The 17536-nt window shown below is 50.1% G+C and carries 21 protein-coding genes; 8 read left to right on the top strand and 13 right to left on the bottom strand.

Going from position 1 to position 17536, the window contains the following annotated elements:
- The first annotated feature begins 62 nt into the window (after window positions 1-62).
- The 4 genes from uvrC (at window position 63) to MTH_RS02035 (ending at window position 4502) form a co-directional block, all read left to right on the top strand.
- Complete coding sequence (gene uvrC / locus MTH_RS02050; protein ID WP_010876080.1) at window positions 63-1802, top strand: excinuclease ABC subunit UvrC; 1740 nt, start codon at window positions 63-65, stop codon at window positions 1800-1802.
- A 197-nt stretch (window positions 1803-1999) separates the two neighbouring features.
- Window positions 2000-3247 carry a methanogen output domain 1-containing protein gene (locus MTH_RS02045; RefSeq protein ID WP_010876079.1) on the top strand — a complete coding sequence of 416 codons (1248 nt, stop codon included), beginning with the start codon at window positions 2000-2002 and terminating at the stop codon, window positions 3245-3247.
- A 65-nt stretch (window positions 3248-3312) separates the two neighbouring features.
- The gene (locus MTH_RS02040; RefSeq protein WP_010876078.1) at window positions 3313-4029 is read left to right on the top strand and encodes an ATPase domain-containing protein; all 717 of its coding nucleotides are present in this window, start codon (window positions 3313-3315) and stop codon (window positions 4027-4029) included.
- Between the two features lie 281 nt (window positions 4030-4310).
- Window positions 4311-4502 (top strand): hypothetical protein, encoded by a 192-nt coding sequence (locus MTH_RS02035; RefSeq protein WP_231855327.1) that lies wholly within the window; start codon window positions 4311-4313, stop codon window positions 4500-4502.
- Window positions 4503-4520: 18 nt separating this feature from the next.
- Here MTH_RS02035 and MTH_RS02030 read toward each other — a convergent pair whose 3' ends face one another.
- On the bottom strand, window positions 4521-5543 hold the full coding sequence (locus MTH_RS02030; RefSeq protein ID WP_048060820.1) for a M42 family metallopeptidase: 1023 nt from the start codon (window positions 5541-5543) through the stop codon (window positions 4521-4523).
- Between the two features lie 13 nt (window positions 5544-5556).
- A complete protein-coding gene (locus MTH_RS02025; protein ID WP_010876075.1) occupies window positions 5557-5769 on the bottom strand; it encodes a hypothetical protein in 213 nt (70 codons plus the stop codon).
- Window positions 5770-5898: 129 nt separating this feature from the next.
- Here MTH_RS02025 and MTH_RS02020 point away from each other — a divergent pair, with 129 nt between their 5' ends.
- The 3 genes from MTH_RS02020 (at window position 5899) to MTH_RS02010 (ending at window position 7749) form a co-directional block, all read left to right on the top strand.
- Window positions 5899-6645, top strand: a complete 747-nt coding sequence (locus MTH_RS02020) for a 4-phosphopantoate--beta-alanine ligase (protein WP_010876074.1) — start codon at window positions 5899-5901, stop codon at window positions 6643-6645.
- A 146-nt stretch (window positions 6646-6791) separates the two neighbouring features.
- On the top strand, window positions 6792-7358 hold the full coding sequence (locus MTH_RS02015) for an AAA family ATPase (RefSeq protein WP_048060819.1): 567 nt from the start codon (window positions 6792-6794) through the stop codon (window positions 7356-7358).
- Window positions 7351-7749, top strand: a complete 399-nt coding sequence (locus MTH_RS02010; RefSeq protein ID WP_010876072.1) for an RNA-binding domain-containing protein — start codon at window positions 7351-7353, stop codon at window positions 7747-7749. Before MTH_RS02015 ends, MTH_RS02010 begins: the two co-directional genes overlap by 8 nt.
- A 20-nt stretch (window positions 7750-7769) precedes the next feature.
- Here the strand turns inward: MTH_RS02010 and MTH_RS02005 are convergent, their stop codons facing one another.
- The 8 genes from MTH_RS02005 to MTH_RS01970 all read right to left on the bottom strand — a co-directional run bounded on the left by MTH_RS02005 (window position 7770) and on the right by MTH_RS01970 (window position 14283).
- Window positions 7770-8450, bottom strand: a complete 681-nt coding sequence (locus MTH_RS02005) for a TIGR00289 family protein (protein WP_010876071.1) — start codon at window positions 8448-8450, stop codon at window positions 7770-7772.
- A complete protein-coding gene (locus MTH_RS02000) occupies window positions 8450-9247 on the bottom strand; it encodes a hypothetical protein (protein WP_048060818.1) in 798 nt (265 codons plus the stop codon). Before MTH_RS02000 ends, MTH_RS02005 begins: the two co-directional genes overlap by 1 nt.
- An 88-nt stretch (window positions 9248-9335) precedes the next feature.
- Window positions 9336-9740, bottom strand: coding sequence for a hypothetical protein (locus MTH_RS01995; RefSeq protein ID WP_010876069.1), 405 nt, complete (start codon window positions 9738-9740; stop codon window positions 9336-9338).
- A 94-nt stretch (window positions 9741-9834) separates the two neighbouring features.
- On the bottom strand, window positions 9835-10227 hold the full coding sequence (locus MTH_RS01990) for a hypothetical protein (RefSeq protein WP_010876068.1): 393 nt from the start codon (window positions 10225-10227) through the stop codon (window positions 9835-9837).
- A gap of 30 nt (window positions 10228-10257) precedes the next feature.
- Complete coding sequence (locus tag MTH_RS01985) at window positions 10258-11307, bottom strand: hypothetical protein (protein ID WP_143485732.1); 1050 nt, start codon at window positions 11305-11307, stop codon at window positions 10258-10260.
- A gap of 87 nt (window positions 11308-11394) precedes the next feature.
- The gene (locus MTH_RS01980) at window positions 11395-13383 is read right to left on the bottom strand and encodes a hypothetical protein (protein WP_143485731.1); all 1989 of its coding nucleotides are present in this window, start codon (window positions 13381-13383) and stop codon (window positions 11395-11397) included.
- Between the two features lie 15 nt (window positions 13384-13398).
- Window positions 13399-13887 carry a hypothetical protein gene (locus MTH_RS01975; RefSeq protein WP_010876065.1) on the bottom strand — a complete coding sequence of 163 codons (489 nt, stop codon included), beginning with the start codon at window positions 13885-13887 and terminating at the stop codon, window positions 13399-13401.
- Window positions 13888-13923: 36 nt separating this feature from the next.
- On the bottom strand, window positions 13924-14283 hold the full coding sequence (locus MTH_RS01970; RefSeq protein WP_010876064.1) for a hypothetical protein: 360 nt from the start codon (window positions 14281-14283) through the stop codon (window positions 13924-13926).
- Window positions 14284-14373: 90 nt separating this feature from the next.
- On the opposite strand from MTH_RS01970, the gene MTH_RS01965 reads away from it, so the two are divergent.
- Window positions 14374-14757, top strand: coding sequence for a hypothetical protein (locus tag MTH_RS01965; RefSeq protein ID WP_010876063.1), 384 nt, complete (start codon window positions 14374-14376; stop codon window positions 14755-14757).
- A gap of 76 nt (window positions 14758-14833) precedes the next feature.
- Here MTH_RS01965 and MTH_RS01960 read toward each other — a convergent pair whose 3' ends face one another.
- The 3 genes from MTH_RS01960 to MTH_RS01950 form a co-directional block, all read right to left on the bottom strand.
- A complete protein-coding gene (locus MTH_RS01960) occupies window positions 14834-15733 on the bottom strand; it encodes a DUF2101 family protein (protein WP_010876062.1) in 900 nt (299 codons plus the stop codon).
- A gap of 8 nt (window positions 15734-15741) precedes the next feature.
- Entirely contained in the window at window positions 15742-16173 is a 432-nt protein-coding gene (locus tag MTH_RS01955; protein WP_048060817.1) for a class III signal peptide-containing protein, read from the bottom strand.
- Between the two features lie 133 nt (window positions 16174-16306).
- On the bottom strand, window positions 16307-17455 hold the full coding sequence (locus MTH_RS01950) for an A24 family peptidase C-terminal domain-containing protein (RefSeq protein ID WP_048060816.1): 1149 nt from the start codon (window positions 17453-17455) through the stop codon (window positions 16307-16309).
- Window positions 17456-17536 lie beyond the last annotated feature (81 nt).

The following is a 17536-nucleotide window of genomic DNA, read 5'->3' as shown; positions in this document are numbered from 1 at the left end:
TCCTGTGATGATACCCCCACTGAACTTGTTTTAAACATAAATCAGAGGATGGTAATGATAAATTGACGAGGGTTAAGGATCCAGAGAAGCTTCCTGATGCTACCGGTGTCTACATATTCCGCGACAGGGACGACAGGGTCCTCTATGTTGGCAAGTCCATCTCCATAAGGAAGAGGGTCTCGTCCTACTTCAGGGAACAGGAGAACCCGCGTCTGAGGATCATGATGAGGCACCTTGAGAGCATAGAGTACATTCTGACCCAGAACGAGAAGGAGGCCCTCATCCTTGAGTCCAACCTCATAAAGAGGTACAGACCCCCATACAATGTCCGTCTGAAGGACGATAAGAGGTACCCCTTCATCAAGATAACGGATGAGGAGTACCCCCGGGTCCTCATAGTGAGGACCATAGGGAGGGACAGTGCAAGGTATTACGGACCCTTCACAGACACCGGGGCTGTGCGCAGGACACTGAAACTCATAAAGTCACTCTTCAGGATAAGGAGCTGCAGGCGGATGGACGGGCCATGCCTCAACAGCCAGATAGACCTCTGTTACGCCCCATGTGATGGGAGAATCAGCAGGGAGGATTACCGGGAGATCATAGAGAAGGTTGACCTCTTCTTCCAGGGACGCTACCAGGAAGTCATTGAGGTGCTTGAGGAGGAGATGAAGGAGGCTTCGGAAAGACTTGAATTTGAGAGGGCTGCCAGGATAAGGGATCAGATTGAATCCATACGGGAGGTTATGGAGAGACAGCACGCATCCTTCACGGACTCCATTGACCAGGATATAGTGGCCCTCGAGAGGGGAGGGGATACATCTGCGGTTGTGGTCCTCCAGATACGTGACGGCAAGATCACCGGGAAGGACGACTTCATTCTCAGGGGCTCAGCCCCCCGGACAGAGATCCTTGAGGCCTTCCTCAAGCAGTACTACGCCATACCCCGGAGGGTGCCATCGGAGATACTGACCCAGTACCCTGTGGAGGACGGGGTCATAGCAGAGTGGCTCTCTGAGCTCAGGGGCGAAGAGGTGAAGATACACTCACCTGAGGGGGGCGCCGGACGCAGGCTCCTCAACATCGCCTGGAAGAATGCTTCTGTGATACTGAAACAGAAGGGAAGGGTCAGGGACGCCCTCCTTCAGCTCAAGGATGACCTCAAGCTCCCCGAAATACCCCGAAGAATGGAGGGCCTTGACATCTCAAACATTGCAGGTGAATCTGCAACCGGCTCGGTTGCCGTTTTCATCGATGGTAAACCATCCTCTGGATCCTACCGGAGGTACCGGATTTCAGCCCAGGGGCCCGACGACTATGCAATGATGAGGGAACTGGTTGAGAGGAGGTACTCCAGCCCTGAACTCAGGAAGCCCGACCTCGTGCTCATCGACGGAGGGAAGGGTCAGCTGGGAGTGGCCCTCGAGGCCCTCAAAAACTGCGGGGTTCATGTGCCGGTTGTTGGCATAGCCAAGAAGAGGGAGGAGGTTTACCTTCCAGGCCTATCCGAGCCCGTGGATGTGGATGATGGTGCACTGCAGATCCTCAGGCACCTCCGCGACGAGGCCCACAGGTTTGCTGTTAAGTATCACAGGACGATCAGGGACAGGGATTCCCTTGAATCGGAACTTGACGGTATAAGGGGTGTTGGTCCGGTAAGGAAAAGGGCCCTCCTTGAGCACTTTGGAAGCCTTGATGGTGTGAGGGATGCAAGTGTGGAGGAGCTGGCCTCCATCCCCGGAATGACCCGTGAGGTCGCAGAGAGGATACACAGGCACTTCAGTGGGGACCTGGCTGGCTGAATCCCTTCACCTGATCCTTCAATGAGCTAAAATTTTCCTAAAGACTGAATGGGGGTTTTAGAAAATTATTTATAACAACTGGCCACATATTAATATCTGGATAATGTGTGGGTCTTAATATCCTGATGTGGAGGATTAACGTCCTAACGCCTCTTTGATCCCATGGGATCTGTGAAAATGATGGTTTGGAGGACTAAATGTCGCCTACAAGTTTGCTTGTTGTTGAGGATGAGAGCATAGTGGCCATGGACATCAAGCACAGGGCTGAGGGCCTTGGCTACCGGGTTGTGGGGATCGCTGCTTCAGGTGAAGACGCTATAAAGCTTGCGCGTGAGGAGAAACCGGACCTTGTCCTCATGGACATCGTCCTGAAGGGCGAAATGGATGGTATAGAGGCTGCAGAGGTTATAAGGGAGGAGATGGACATCCCTGTGGTCTACCTCACAGCCTACTCAGATGAAAAAACCCTCAGCCGTGCCAAGCTCACCGGGCCCTTCGGTTACATCATAAAGCCCTTCGAGGACCGTGAACTCCACAGCGCCATTGAGGTCGCCCTTTACAAACACAAGATGGACAGCAAACTCCGTGAAAGTGAGGAAAGATACAGGGCCCTCCTTGAATCATCCCCGGATCCCATAATCCTCATGGACTCCAGTTCAAGAATAGTTTTTGTGAACAGGGCCGTCGAGGAACTCACAGGACTCAAAAGGGAGCGTTTGAAGGGTAAAAAACTTTCAGTCCTCGAGAAGAGGGGTTTAATATCTGAGAGTGCGCTTAAAAGCATCCTCGACCTTTTCAATTCAGAGCATGAGGTCTTTGAAATTGAATTCACCGACCACAGGGGAGACAGGCACTTCCTTGAGATACATTCGACCAGGATTGAAACAACCTCAGAGAAGAACCTCCTCCAGATAATAGGCCACGACATCACAGGCCGTGTGGAGGCTGAGAGGCGCAGGGAGGAACTGATCAGGGAAATGTCAAAGGCCGAACTCTACGGCTTTGTTGTCTCGGCTGTGCCTGTATTCGCATCATCAATTCCACCTCAGCTCAGAAATGCCATAATAAAGAACTTCGCTGACAGATTCGAGAAGAACCTCAAACCAAACTTCCAGAGGACCATGAAAAAACTGGGTGTTCTGGATGATATCATGGCCAGGAGGGAATCCCTGAGGGTCTTTGATGCCTATATAAAGTGGCTTTCAGGCTTCCTCAGGAACCTTGGTATTGAAACCGAGCTCAGGGGAGAAAAGCCGAGGTACATTCTCGAATTCAAGACATTTCCATGGATCAATGAGGCAAGGCAGAATCCAATCTTCTCCCTCATATTCAGGGCCATGCTGATGAGGAGCTTCACCTGGACAGGTATAAAGGGTAGCGTCATACAGACCTCAAGCCTCAGAAGCAGGGACGAAAACCTCACCTTCGAATTTCACCTGGTATAAAACCCGGAAGCAGGGGGACGAAGAACTCACCGGTAAGATCATTTCCCATAAATGGGGGGTTAACCATGGAAAGGAGAATATCGCGTACAGGTACGGGGATTAAGGGGCTTGATGATATAATAGGGGGCTACCCGCAGGGTAGGAGCATTCTTGTGACCGGTGACCCTGGATCCGGTAAGACCATAATGGGACTCCAGTTCGCCATTCAGAGCGCCAGAAGCGGCCTTAAGACAATATACATAACGACAGAGGAGGATGAAACTGACCTCAGGATCCAGTGCGCATCCCTTGGGTGGGACATCACTGATCTCCTTGAATCTGGTAAGCTGAGTATTATCGGCTTATCCGCAATGAGGGCCCGGCTTACAGAGGCGGAAATATCTATTGGGATAGAATCCGTCAAGGGAAACCTGAGGAAGATACTCGCCGAGATTCCAGATGACACCGAGGTCCTCATAATCGACAGTATAGGCAGCCACACAGAGAAGCTCACAACGGATGAGTTCAGGGATCAGTTCGACCTCCTGATCTATGAACTCAAAAAGAGGGACATCACTGCGATGATAATCCTTGACAGTGCAACCTCAGAGGAGTTCAATGATATAGCCCTCTACTCGGTTTACGGGGCCATAAGGCTGATAAAGAGGGAGAACCCCTACACGGGAAGGAGAGAGAGGGTCATGGACATCATCAAGATGAGGAGTACAAGAACACCGATTGAGTTCATACCCTACATTATATCAGACAGCGGCCTTGAAGTTATTGAAAACCCTGAGGAATAATCTTCTACAGGTTTCAGCCGGTGCCCTCATGGAGAGAGGGGTCCACGGGAATAAATAACTGATCTAAGTTCCACCGAATGCATAGAAATAACAGAATTGATTCCTTTTACTAATTCACCCCCAGATACATAAAAATAACAGAATTAATTACCTTATCTTAAAGGAGATTCATAATAATCAGATAAATTTATATATTATATTATTACATTAATTTTTATGGTTATTATTAGATGGAGGTTTTAACCTTGAATAAAAGGAAAGTCGTAATAAGGGTGTTCGAAATGAAAAGAGAGTGCGAATTTCCTTGGAAAACACGGGTCTCCGATGAGAACATCAATGAACTGCTCAGGGATATTATATACCCTGAAAACTTCGGGAATGGGGCTAAATATGTTGTTGAGGTCTATGACCGCTGGAGTGACAGCCCCTACATATTCTACTTCGACGGAAAAACGAAGCTGATGTCCAGCTAAAAAAATTATTGAGGGGAGTTACAATCTTTCAATTGCCTTAACAAGGAGATCAACGGTCATCTCGATGTCCTTCATGCTTGCCATGCTCACCGTTGTATGGATGTACCTTGTAGGCACAGAGACCACGCCTGCGGGTATCCCCTCCCTTGTGAGATGAATGGCGGTTGCATCGGTTGTACCCCCCTCACTCACCTCTATCTGGACAGGTATGTCCTCCTCACGTGCAGTCTCAAGTAGCCAGTCCTTCACACGTGGATGGGTTATTATACCCCTGCCACTGGCATCGGTGAGGATTATGGCGGGTCCGCCCTCGAGCTTCGCAGGGGCCTCCTCCTCCTTCATCCCTGGATGATCCCCGGCTATTGTAACATCCAGGGCCAGGGTCATGTCCGGGTTGAGCCTGAATGCTGAGGTCTTGGCACCCTTGAGACCAACCTCCTCCTGGACCGTTCCAACACCATAAACGGTTGCACCGGTTTCAACCCTCTTTAGGACCTCAACCATTACAAGGCAGCCTATACGGTTGTCAAGGGCCTTCCCTGTGAAGCGGGAGTTGGCGAGTTCACTGTAGGGCGCATGGAAGGTTATAGGGTCCCCCACAGCCACCAGTTCCTCTGCATCCTCCCTTGAAGAGGCGCCTATGTCTATGAACATGTTATCATGGGTTGTGACCTTCTTCCTCTCAGAGGCCTTCATCCTGTGGGGTGGCTTTGAGCCGATGACACCCATCACGGGTCCGTTTTCCCCATGGATCCAGACCGCCTGGTTGAGTATCATCTGGTCACTGATTCCGCCTATCTTTGAAAACCTTATGAATCCCTTCTTATCGATGTGCCTCACCATGAGGCCTATCTCATCCATGTGGGCTGCCAGCATGATTGAGGGACCGGACCCCCTCTTCACGGCGATGATGTTACCGAGGCTGTCCTCCTCAATCTCATCGACATGTCCCTCGAGTTCAGATCTTATGATATCCCTTACCTCACCTTCAAATCCAGAGATTCCACTTGCAACTGAAAGACGCTTCATGAGTTCCTTCATGATTACCACCGGATCATCTAGCTGACTTTATGATTATCAGAATTCCAAGAATAACCAGGAGGGCCTGGGGCCAGAACCTTGAATACTGTGGGGGTATGATCCCTGCAGCGAAGGCAAACCACAGCACCCCTATTATCACCATTATAGCTCCAAGATAGACCCCCCAGAGCCTCCCTCCATCTGAAGGCCTTCTGGGTTTTCGCTTGATTTCCACTTCATCTTCCATGATTTATTCCTCCGGCTCTATTTATCTTCAAGGTGGATATAAAACCTTACTTGAAGAGATCACATCAGTAGGAGGCCCACATCCTGGACTTAAATAAACTTATTAAAGTATCTGGTACAATACATTAACATGATTTCAAGGGACCATCCACGTTACCATTCACTGATACAGAGAGAGATGATAACAGAGGCCTGGCGTAAGGGTATACTCGCAGATTCAGGCATGATCGCCCATGGCAGGGGTGAGGCCTTCGACTACCTGCTGGGTGAAAGGACCACAGAACCCGCTGCGAAGGCCATAAGAGCTGCTGCTGCAGCACTCCTCCTTGCAAAAAACCCTGTTATATCGGTTAACGGCAACACCGCCGCCCTTGTCCCGGGAGCTGTGGTTGAACTTGCAGATGCAATCGGGGGAAAGATCGAGATAAACCTCTTCCACCGGACAGAGAAGAGGGTCAGACTAATAGAGGAGGTCCTCCTGGAAAATGGTGCCAGGGAGGTCCTCGGAACAGACAAACTGCTCTACATCGATGATATAAAGAGTCCGAGGGCAACAGCAAGCCCTGATGGGATCTACAGTGCCGACGTGGTCCTGGTTCCCCTCGAGGACGGGGACAGGACAGAGATACTACGGAAGTCAGGTAAGACTGTTATAACCATTGACCTGAACCCGCTGTCAAGGACATCCCGGAAGGCAAGTATAAGCATAACAGATAACATTGTAAGGGCCATACCAGCCCTCATAGAAGCGGTAAGGGAACTTGAGGACCTATCCCGGGATGAACTTGAGCTTATCGTCGAGGAATTCGATAACCTTGAAAACATCAGGGAGACCCTAAAACTTATAGACCTCCGGAGATACAATCCAGAACTGTGAACCTGTGGAGTTGTAGAGCATTCGCAGTATCCATATATGGTATGGCACAATAGAATAACTGCAGAGAAAAAAAAGAATCTGATTTCTGGAAGGATTTCACCAGCAGGGAAATCCTCAAGCAGATCAAGAATCCTGAGCGTGTGAATATGGTGGTTATTGGAGTTACAGGGATGCCCGGCGCAGGGAAGGGCGTTGTATCAAGGATAGCTGAGTCGATGGGTTTCAGGGTTATAAGGATGGGTGACGTAATAAGGGATGAAGCCCGGAAGCGAGGTGAGGACCCCGGTGTGACGGCCGTTCGCCTCAGGGAGGAATACGGTAAGTACGTGGTTGCCGAAAAGTGCGTTGAAAGGATTCAGGAGTCAGAATCAGAAATGTTCCTGATAGAGGGTATAAGGAGCCCCCATGAGGTCGAGATATTCAGAAAAAGGTTCCCTGGCTTCAGGGTCATATCAGTATTCTCAACAAGAAAGACCCGCTTCAGGAGGCTCCGGAAGAGGCAGAGGGAGGACGACTCTCAGAGGTATGCAGAATTCGTTGAAAGAGACGAGAGGGAGCTTGGATTCGGTATAGGCGACGTCATAGCAACCTCAGATTATATGATAGTCAATGAGGGCCCGATATGGAAGATAAAAAAACAGGCAAAGCAGATACTCAGGAAACTTGCAGAGAAGGGTGAGGAGAGCAGCAGAGGAGGACAAGAGGATGGATAAAGTTAAAGTTGAAGCCCCGGTCAGGGCGACAGAGGATCCAGAGAAGGTGGGGGAGGCTGTTCTCAACGTCTTCCCTGAACTTGAAATTGAGGTTGAAGATGACGCCGTGAGGGGCACCGGTGATAGCGGGAGCCTCAGGAACCTCCAGGAGGTCCTTGAGAAAAGGAGAATAAGGCTCACGGCAAGGAATATACTCAAAAAACACCTCAGGGACAATTCAACATGGTTTTACATTAACAAACAGGCCGCCCTTATGAACCGGGTGAACGTCCTTGAGGAGTCCATCTCCGCACTGGGTGACATACTTGTGGAGATTGAATCAGACGATATAATGGGTTTAATAGACTGGCTGGCACCCGATGTCTCAGTCCCTGAAGACGTTGCTGATTGAGCTCACAGTCAGACCTTAACCTAATCCTTATCAACCAGCACAGCCCTCTTTATGTCCAGGAAGCCATTATCAAAGAACCACTTCTTTTCGTATTCAAGTATCTCGAGTCGCTTCTTAAATATTGGACCGTCAAGGACCAGTGATTCGGCTTCACCACCCTCAAATGCAGGGTTTATACCGTACCTCTCACTCAGATCCGCCAGTTCATCTATCATCTTTCTGTCAACTATCCTCCCAAGCCATGACTCATCAAGACCCTCAGCTGCAACAGCCGTCACCATGACCCTGAATCCAAGGTCAACTATCTCCTCCATGTAATCCAGGGGGTCCCTGTGCCAGAGGGGTGCCACTGACCTTAAACCCAGCCTCCTGCAGATGGAGTCTATCCTTGACTTCTGATACTCGGAGTAGAGAGCCCCGGAGTAGACAGCCTCCACACCCCTCTCCCTCAGGGTCTTAAGTGTGCCGGCGAGGTCCTCAACCTCCTCCTCCTCAACCCCTGCGGTCCTGGATTCTATGAGGGGTATTCCAACGGCCTCTGCAAGGAGGGCTGTCAGGTGTATGTTGGGCACATGGTACATATGGGATTCAGGGTTATCTGAGATCACAGATACCAGAAATTCGACCTCAGATTCCTGCAGTGCATGGTAAAGGGCCATCGTGCTGTCCTTACCACCTGAATATAGAACTGCAGACCTCATCAGACACCCCTGTATCTCTGGTATATACCCCTCACAAAGCCGAAGATGGAGTCAATGAAAACACCTGCAAGTCCTGTTAGCATTCCGAGGACACCGCAGAAGAGTACTATGTTGGATTTATCCGGGAGTGATCTCTTCAATGCAGCCACCTTCTCCTCGGCTGGACCCTTCACCCCGGTAACAACTATCTCCCTTGCCTGGAGGTAGGATACCACCTGGTCAACATTCTGGGGCTTCACCTCCACCACCAGGTGGACGGTGCTGTACCTTGTTTTTATGCCTCCAGTGTACATTAACCACTCTGCAAGGTTTTCAAGGGCTTTTACAGGATTGTAGCCCTTTTTAACCTGTAAAATTATTGTGCCGTTTGTGTAAACCTTCCCTGATGTTATGTTGGAGTCTATTATCGATACCTTCTCCTCTATTATCCTTTTACGGTTCTCTGAAAATCTGTCAGTCCTTATCACTATCCCCTCTGAATGGACATCCACAACCCCCTCCTGGGCTGCGAGTTCCTCTGTGAGCTTCATTATATCCGTGGCTGTTGAAACATCAGCCGTTACATTCTCTGTGCCACCTTCAGTGGAGATGTATACCCCCCTCGCGATCTCGGGGATCTCATCATAGACAGGGGATATTAAGAAGGCCCCGCCGACCGTCCCTGCAATGAAGCCTATGAAAACCACAAATAGCAGGTTCTTCTTCCCGATTATTGGTGTCATGAGACCTGTAGAGAATATGAATGCAAGCAGTAGAATAAAGAGGGCCAGCATTACAGTTACACCTAGAACGTCCATTGTATTCACCGCAGATCCTTATAGAAGGCTTTTTAACAGTTTATCAATAGTATTTCATGGGAACTTAAATATCTTGTGATCAGATGGCTCACTGGAATTCCCTCTTGCCAACTATCTGGCCGCCCTCAATACTGACATAGACCTCCCTGACGGTCCTGCCACCCCTCTGAAGCGGAACAACCCAGACAGGAACATCGGTACCGTTTATAGTGATTGAACCCCTCGATGGCTGGCCCGCAGTGTAACCCGATTCACCGGCTATCTGCCTTGCCTCCTCGGCTGTTACATTCTCTGTGCTGCTGCTGGTGTTCTCTGATGTCATGTTGGGGATGTTGATGGGCACCGGCTGGGGCTGAGGCTCAACAGGGCTGGAATCTGAAATCCGCTCCCTTTCACCTGAATTGAAGGAGCTGTATGAGTAGATTACTATTGAAATTGTGACTATGCCGATAAGTATGAGGGCCTTATATTCCCATCTAAGATCATCAAGCAAGGTATTTCCTCCTTAAATCTCATAATGTCAGCTCATTGGCGTATCAGGATCTCAGTATCTTCATTACCGTTATTGTACCGGTTCCTCACAGTGCTCAGGTTATCTTCGTTACGGTTATTGTACCGTTCTGGTTCCTCACAGTGTATTTTCCAGGGGTCATGTTGGTTGTGGTCACATTCACCTTCGGTATGATACTCAGTTTGATCCTCTGGGATTTGTAGAACACGGTGACCTGCCCGTTCCTCACCTCAACTGTGTAGGGAAAATCAGAGGGTAGTGTAAGGTTAACGGCAAACCCTGGACCATTGGTGTATGCTGCATTGACGGCACCTGCAACACGTTCACCCATCATCCTTGCCTGGCCCAGTTCACCGGCCTGTGTCCTTGAGAGTTCACTGTCCACCATGCTGACCATACCCGCAATTATTATGAGGGCTATCAGTGTTGCAAAGAGGAAATCTATACTTAAAACTCCACCTTCATCCATTGGATCACCTTTAACTGCTGACTCAAAACATTAATTGTAGTTGTTTGCAGCAAGACCTAGGAGGTTCTTGTAGGTTGCTGAGAGACAGAAGGGTGCCCCCAGCGGGTCGTACATGTCATTTTTCCTGACCTTTATGGTTGTACCTGCGATTCCAAGGAAGTACTCCCTGTCGACCTTTGATATGTACTGGTTGCCGTTGTGGTCCTCCAGGAGCGGATCCCCTATTATGAAGGTGCTCATCCTTGCGTAGGCAGGATCAGCGGAGCTTGAACGGTTCTCAAGCCGGTCAAAGAAGGAGAGTCCATTGGGATCCACAAAGTAGTAGGGCCTCGGGGTGATGTTACTGGAGTTATCTGTCCCGTTAAGACAGTACCACAGGTTCTGAAGGTGGCCCTCATTATCAACACTCTCATTCAGGCGGTAATCGGCGTAGGTACCGTTAGTTGCATAGTATGGGTACTTGTATATGACGTTACTTGTACGGAACTTCGTGTTTATCCATATGTAGGGGTCCTCTATACCCTCAAGGCTCACATATGATGAGACCGGCGGGAGTGTGAACTCATAGACCTGGTCCTGCTGGACAATCTTCAGGGGTATGCCCCTCCTTATCTCAACCCTGAACCCGAAGGGGTCGTCCTGTGTAAGGGTCACGTCGGAGGTTGTGAATGTGGCGCTGGTGTAATTGTTTATGGGTACATTGTTGATGTAGATCTGGCGACCGGTCTGCCTTTCAAGTTCCAGGGACGTGTTTATGATGTTGTCATTCAGGGCATTCACAACGTTCTCTGTTATATTCGCCTTGCTTGTCCCCTGCGGGAAGAACTCTGCATTGTCTATGACATTCCTTGATGCATTGTAGGCCGCGTTACGTCCGGCGTCAGCCGCAGCCTTCTCCACAGTTGAATATATTGAACCCACAACGGTTATGGTGACATCACCACCCGTTGAGAGTGCTGCCAGCATGTTGGCCTCGTTGACGATGTCCCCGTATGATATGGCTATTATGATGACCGGTATGAAGAGGAGCACTGCGAGGGGTGTGAATGCGTATCCATCCTCATCGCCAATTATCCCCATAATCAATCCCTCCATAGTGTTAATCTAACCGGCAGGGAGTTCGGTATATCCCCGGTGTAGAGTGCCTCTGTCCTTATCAGTGAGGGGTCAATGCTGTAACCTGATGCCCTGGAGCATGGCTATGAGCTCCTGCCTGGCAAGGGCCTGGGCCGTGTATGCATCATTGGCGTATTCTGTGGCCCACATGTTGGCCAGGAATTTCGGGTAGATCACGGCCACCCGTGTACCGGAGTATATCTCGGCGTTGGAGTCCCCTGACTCCCATCCAGCACCTGAGTTTATGGTTACACGGATATTGTATGTGCCGGGCCTTGTGCTGTAGTTGCCGGGGTTTCCGCCTGTCGTGAATATCCTGCTCCCGGCCACATCGATGGCCCCGATATCCAGGGAGAATGGCACCGGCCCGCTGTAGAGCTGGGTCCAGGCACTGGTTGAGTTTTTAACCTCAACCTTAATCGACTTAGTATCCAGGCCTGCCCCAACAAAGAGGAGGAACTTCTTGGCGTCTGATCCTATGGTGAACTGTCTAACAGGTGCTGATACATTTGTTGAGTTCTGGTAACTGTTGAAGGGATAGTTGTGCCACTGGATCGGGAGTGATGTGTATGATACCGTGGAGTAGGAGTCAACAAGACCCACGAGGTCGTAGTCCTGTCCCGGAACGTTGTCCCATATTGTGACGCGGACCCTGTTTGTCTGGCCAGCCCGGAGGTAGTCCCTGATGTAGACTATCCCCGGCACGTTACCGTATCCGTCACTGACTGTACTGTAATCCACGCCTCCGTAATCAAATGAACAGAAGGCCACATTCCATGCTGTGCCGTTCCAGACCTCCACCAGGGCATCGTCAACACCACCGTATGGGTTCACGACGGTGTAGGCGTCAAGTATCCTTGAACCGGGAGGTATCGGTATGTCCTGGGTGACGCTCACCGCGGAACCATCAGCAGTCCAACCATTAACGCTATCAATTACAAAGGGGAGACCGTCTGAGTAGGCATGATTCTGTCTGACCATGCTGTTCCAGGTTATTACCCTCCTGGTGTTGAGGCTGGTGACTGTGCCCGTGTTCAGGTCATATATACGTCCGTAACCTAGGGTCCCATTCGTATCTAACCTTGTGAGGCTTGGCACCGCCAGTCCCGCAGCATCATTGAACTGGAAGGTCCGGGTGATGATACCCTTCGGGACCTTTATGGTGGTTGTGTAGTTGGCTATTATTGAGAACCAGGGAAGGTCATAGTCGCTGCTCCCTGTTGTGGTCATGTTTGTGAACTGGACATAGAAGTTGTTGCTTCCGCCGGTGAGGGATGTGATGTTACCCTGATAGTTGTACATGAGCTCCCTCGTGGTCCCGGGACGGAGGTTGAGGAAGGTGAAACTGTCGTTTCTCACGATATGCGGCACATTGTTTATAACAACATTCGCCCCGTAGGATGACCGGTTCCGCCGGTTGCAGGACCCCAGGAGAAACCTTCCCCAGTTGATACTGGTTGATGGGACAGAGAAGCTGATGTTTCTGGGGGCTGTCTGGTAACCCCAGTATGGTCTATAATAGAGACTGCTCCAGTAGTTACTAAGCCAGTTATGGAAGTTCCAGACCGTTGTTGTTGAGTTTATCTCCTGGTCCTCGAGGGTGACCTCCTCCATCTTGTACCATGCGCGTCCGAGCCAGCCCTCCTCAGGTCCTGAAATAACGATGGCCCTTGATGCAGTGTCCCTTGAGACGAGTATGCCGCTATCGTTCCTCAGGGTCGGATATGGCCCCATCTTGAACTCATAACCAACCCCTGGAGGTAGCAGGGACTGTAACTCGGACTCTATGAGGTTCTCTGCCCCCGCGGTGTTGTTGCGTGAGTACATGGCGGCTGCAGAGTAGAGGGTCCCGTCCTGCCTCATAATATCCAGTGCATCCGCTGCGAGGGCCTCAAGGTGCTGGTGGTCAGCCCCCATGTAACTGGGCAGGGCGAAGTAGGTTACGATTGACGCTGTGAATATGAATACAACTATGAGTGCCAGTACTGCGTCCGTTGTGAATATGAATCCACCCTCATCATCATTGAAACCACGGATCATTTCATCACCTTTCAATCACTTTAACCAGAGATACAGGACGAACCTTGCGGGTTTTACCCTCACATTGTCCAGTGTTATCTGCCCTGGGGGTGTCCCCTTCGGCGCTGCAAGGATGTATACATCCATGGAAGCCCCGGGGTTACTCTGGGTCCTGACACTCAGTATGTTGTCCCTGAACTCTGTGTAATTGTAGAGGTAGGTCTCATTTATCTGCTTCTTTATCTCGGTTATATGCCTGTTTATCTCATTTGGTGGCACGACACGGTTGTTGTTAACATCCACGAAGGCAGAATCGTACCCCCTGTTTATAACAAGGACCCAGTAGTCATATATCCTCAGATAGGCATCATTGGTGGGGAAGTTGGTTGTGTATGTCCTTGGCTGCCCGGCGTCCCTTATGAGGCCCTCCAGTGAACCAACACGCTCCACCTTTGTTGTGAGGACGTAGCGTTCAACCCTTGCAATGTCAGGGGCGCTGGTGTTGAGTGTCCCCAGGGTCCTCACTGTGAGACCCTCGGTGGTGCTTATGTTGATGTAGTATCAATACTCGGGACCCACCAGTTCCCCCATATTCGTTGTGTTAATCCCCGCGATCTTGGCAGGGGAGAGATAGTTCTTCTGGGGAATTTTTCTGACCGGGTCGTACCTTGCAAGTCCTATGCTATCCGGGTTTCCCTTCTGTTCCCAGTCAGGTGGAATACCGGATGACTCCACCAGGGCGTCGGCTACATCAGATGCCTGACGGTCAAGGGAGCTCTGATAGACGGTGCTCTGGGTGAGATACATGATGTTGTCCATGTCAGCTGCCAGCATACCGAGCAGTATTGTTAATGGTATGATGGCCAGGAGTACGTCCAGTGAAAATGCAAATCCCCTTCTATCAGACAGTAAATCCCTCAAGCTTATCCCCTTTCCATTTTATAACATAATCTATGACAGTGACTATTATTATATATTTCCTCATCCATATATCAACGTGAGGGATGTATTATGGACTTCAGGGGACAGATATCAGCCGAGTTTCTTTTGATCGTTTCATTCATAGTGGTAATTGTACTTGTTTTCTCATCAATCGCAGGCCCCCAGTCACAGGAAAACAGCATCGCAACCGCTGCCAGGGAGGGCGCGACCGGCGCCATATCTGAGATGTCCTATACGAATGTATCGATGAAACCCATGAGGGTCACCGGCATAAAGATCACCGGCGGGAGCAACAGGGTGATAAGCATCTCCTTTGAAAGGCCGGTTCCCCCTGAGTACCGTGCCCTGGTCATCAACAGGACTGTGGAGTCACTCCTCACCGTCAGCGGTGTGAAACCGGTTAACAGCACCACCGTCAGACTTGGGGACAGGACATACACGGTCCAGATATAGGCGATATCCCTGATATTTGATTTTTCAGTGCAACATTAAGGTTCCGCATAGAATCTGAAAAATTAAGGGTTATTAATCAGCGGAGGCCTTCCACTCCTATTATCCTCACCGGCCTGTTACCCCTCATGCTCATGACCGAGCCCTCAACTGCAAGCTTCACAGTATCATGGACATCAACATGGAAGCCATTATTCTCAACTATGTAAACATCGGGTTTGACGTTGCTCCTTATATCATAGTCAACACGTACATAGGAGGTGTTCTCACCCACCTCTATAACCTCACCGAAGGTGTAGTCACGCACATACCTCACCCTGAATATCAGGAAGACCGCTGCAACCGCGATCACCGCGAAGAGGAGCGTTGTGAGGGCAGGGAAGAATACGAATGGAAACGCCATTGTCAGGGCCGAGTTGCCTGAGACAAGGATTATAACCACACCCACAGCCACGTACATGAGGAAGAAGTCCCTGTAGGCCTCAAAGTCCCCGGGGTACATTACCCTTATCTGTCTGTAGAGTATGTAAAGGAGGAGAGCTAGGAGCAGAAGGGCAGCCGGAAGGAACACAAGGATGGATATGAAGTTGAAGACATAGACTATGGATATTATGATGAAGAGTGAGGCTGCAATCTGGAGTTTGAGGACAGCATTCTCCTTCTCTGCCGGGTCAAATTGGGGTGTCCTGATTATTATGGGTGCGTCGTCCTCAGGTATCCTGATGTCATGGTTTCGTGCCTCCTCAAGGATCTCCCTGACCTCCTCATCACGCTGCACCGGTATTCGCTCCCCTATCGTCCTTGTTTTGTCATGAATTTTATCCCGTATTTCATCCACCTCGACCCTGGAGAGTCCCTCCCGCAGACCTGAGGCAGCCCTCCTTATCCTCCCGGGGAGCCTTACCAGTTCAAATATGACGGTTCCCATGATGTTAAATAGAGCTATCACTGCACTGCCGAGTCTTGAGAAGAAATCCATTCAATCACCTACTTCCTTGTCACATTCGTTACAACAACGTTGTTTGAATTCAGTGGCCAGTATATGACAGCCGTGTACCATCCCCTCTGCACCTGCACGGACTGTGATGTCACGTTGTACTGTGTCGGTGCAGTTATATTTGATACCGTGCCGTTGGTGTAGGTGACTGTGAATATGACGCTGTTATTGCCGGTGATGAGGACTCCATCAACCGGTATGTAGAAGCTCACCGTCCTCTTTGCACCCGGCCCGTTGGCGTATACTATGTCAGCCGCATTTGCAATGGTCTGAACAGCCACCTTGGCATCTGATGCCCTTGAAACATCAGTGCTTGCCTCAATTGAACTTCCTATGAGGGGTATCGTTACTCCTCCAAGGATGAGGAGGACCACGAGTATCAGCAGAAGGTACTCCAGGGAGACCTGTCCCCTGCTATCCATATAGATCACCTTTAAACATCTCTGCATTAGATTCTGTAGGGCTACACTTATATATTTGGTGAACATCCGGGAGATCATGGCAGTGCCCACCCCGTTATCTGGCTCACCAGACCGGTAACCCTCACCACCTGAACTAGAATATGATGTCAAATAACCTGAACAGTATCATTGCAAGGTCCCCTATAAGGAGTGAAACCAGGAGCCCTATGAAGATTGCAGGAGCAAAGGGCATACCGCGTCTTATCCGGAACTCATCCTTTATCTTGCCCCTGGATACAAGGTCCCTGAGGGTCTCAATCTCCTCCTCCCGGAGACCGGCTGCCATGGCAGACACCACAGGTTCACCCCTGTAGGTCAGTGCAGATACATCACCGGTCCTCGCAGCTGTCCGGAACCTGTCAAGGAGTGAACTGTCATCGAAGTAGTATTCATCGCCCTTCCTGTAGAGGGTGCTTGCGAGTATCATGCCCTCCTTCAGTTCATCCACGCCCATGGTGTCCTGGAGGGCCTCCCTCGTGATGGATGTGAGGAGCTTCCTTATGAGCTGTATAACCGTTATGGAGACCCAGAGAATTACAACTCCACTCACGGTCAACTCAAAGTTCTTGTAGAGCGAGTAGACTATGATCACCGATACTATAACCGCCTTAATCCTTGGCGGTAGGCGTGAGATGACCATGGTGAGGAGGTAGACAAGGATCAGGGAAAGTACTATGATCTGGAATGGGAGGAAGTCTGTTATGAGGAATGTCAGGGTAACGGCGGATGTTATAACCAGGGCCAGGACCATGCTGGTCCTGTACTGGCGGAGGGGCTCCATGAACTCGTCCATGAGGTGCCTCCTGGATGTGTAGATGATGAAGAACACATAGACCAGGAGGAAGGGGAGGAGCGCCAGTATACTGTTTATTATGACCGTGAGTGGAAAGGGGTAGGATGCCGTGACAGGGAAGGCCGTTCCGAGGAAGCTGTAGCTTACCAGTGACGGCTGGAATGGTAGCAGGGAGGTTACCGCTGTGAAGAGCTTCACATCACCACCTGCCCAGGCCACCATCCTCCAGAGGATGTATCCCAGGGCGAATATCCCGGCTGTGAAGATGGCTGTGTAAATGAATATCCAGGGATCCGATTCCATGAGGGCCCTCGCACCATTCAGGAGAAGACCGAGCCCGATAACAGGAAAGGTCAGACGGTTGGGTATTATACCCCTTTTTATATCACTGTATGAAGCATAGAAACAGGCCAGAAGTGCTATGAATACCGAGAGTAACTCTATGACCATTAATATCACTCCTTGAAGCTTAGAGATGGATATTACAGAAAATCATGATTTATTAATTAATTCTCAGTGATCTCTATTTAA

Source organism: Methanothermobacter thermautotrophicus str. Delta H (assembly GCF_000008645.1).
Taxonomy (GTDB): domain Archaea; phylum Methanobacteriota; class Methanobacteria; order Methanobacteriales; family Methanothermobacteraceae; genus Methanothermobacter; species Methanothermobacter thermautotrophicus.
Note: the sequence above shows the minus strand (reverse complement) of the source record. Positions and strands in the feature narration are given on the sequence as shown.

Excerpts from the sequence above, each read along its gene's own strand:
- MTH_RS02045 (WP_010876079.1), top strand. The coding sequence starts at position 2,000 with ATGTCGCCTACAAGTTTGCTTGTTGTTGAGGATGAGAGCATAGTGGCC.
- MTH_RS02040 (WP_010876078.1), top strand. The coding sequence starts at position 3,313 with ATGGAAAGGAGAATATCGCGTACAGGTACGGGGATTAAGGGGCTTGAT.
- MTH_RS02035 (WP_231855327.1), top strand. The coding sequence starts at position 4,311 with ATGAAAAGAGAGTGCGAATTTCCTTGGAAAACACGGGTCTCCGATGAG.
- MTH_RS02030 (WP_048060820.1), bottom strand. The coding sequence starts at position 5,543 with ATGAAGGAACTCATGAAGCGTCTTTCAGTTGCAAGTGGAATCTCTGGA.
- MTH_RS02025 (WP_010876075.1), bottom strand. The coding sequence starts at position 5,769 with ATGGAAGATGAAGTGGAAATCAAGCGAAAACCCAGAAGGCCTTCAGAT.
- MTH_RS02020 (WP_010876074.1), top strand. The coding sequence starts at position 5,899 with ATGATTTCAAGGGACCATCCACGTTACCATTCACTGATACAGAGAGAG.
- MTH_RS02015 (WP_048060819.1), top strand. The coding sequence starts at position 6,792 with ATGGTGGTTATTGGAGTTACAGGGATGCCCGGCGCAGGGAAGGGCGTT.
- MTH_RS02010 (WP_010876072.1), top strand. The coding sequence starts at position 7,351 with ATGGATAAAGTTAAAGTTGAAGCCCCGGTCAGGGCGACAGAGGATCCA.
- MTH_RS02005 (WP_010876071.1), bottom strand. The coding sequence starts at position 8,450 with ATGAGGTCTGCAGTTCTATATTCAGGTGGTAAGGACAGCACGATGGCC.
- MTH_RS02000 (WP_048060818.1), bottom strand. The coding sequence starts at position 9,247 with ATGGACGTTCTAGGTGTAACTGTAATGCTGGCCCTCTTTATTCTACTG.
- MTH_RS01990 (WP_010876068.1), bottom strand. The coding sequence starts at position 10,227 with ATGGATGAAGGTGGAGTTTTAAGTATAGATTTCCTCTTTGCAACACTG.
- MTH_RS01985 (WP_143485732.1), bottom strand. The coding sequence starts at position 11,307 with ATGGGGATAATTGGCGATGAGGATGGATACGCATTCACACCCCTCGCA.
- MTH_RS01980 (WP_143485731.1), bottom strand. The coding sequence starts at position 13,383 with ATGATCCGTGGTTTCAATGATGATGAGGGTGGATTCATATTCACAACG.
- MTH_RS01965 (WP_010876063.1), top strand. The coding sequence starts at position 14,374 with ATGGACTTCAGGGGACAGATATCAGCCGAGTTTCTTTTGATCGTTTCA.
- MTH_RS01960 (WP_010876062.1), bottom strand. The coding sequence starts at position 15,733 with ATGGATTTCTTCTCAAGACTCGGCAGTGCAGTGATAGCTCTATTTAAC.
- MTH_RS01955 (WP_048060817.1), bottom strand. The coding sequence starts at position 16,173 with ATGGATAGCAGGGGACAGGTCTCCCTGGAGTACCTTCTGCTGATACTC.
- MTH_RS01950 (WP_048060816.1), bottom strand. The coding sequence starts at position 17,455 with ATGGTCATAGAGTTACTCTCGGTATTCATAGCACTTCTGGCCTGTTTC.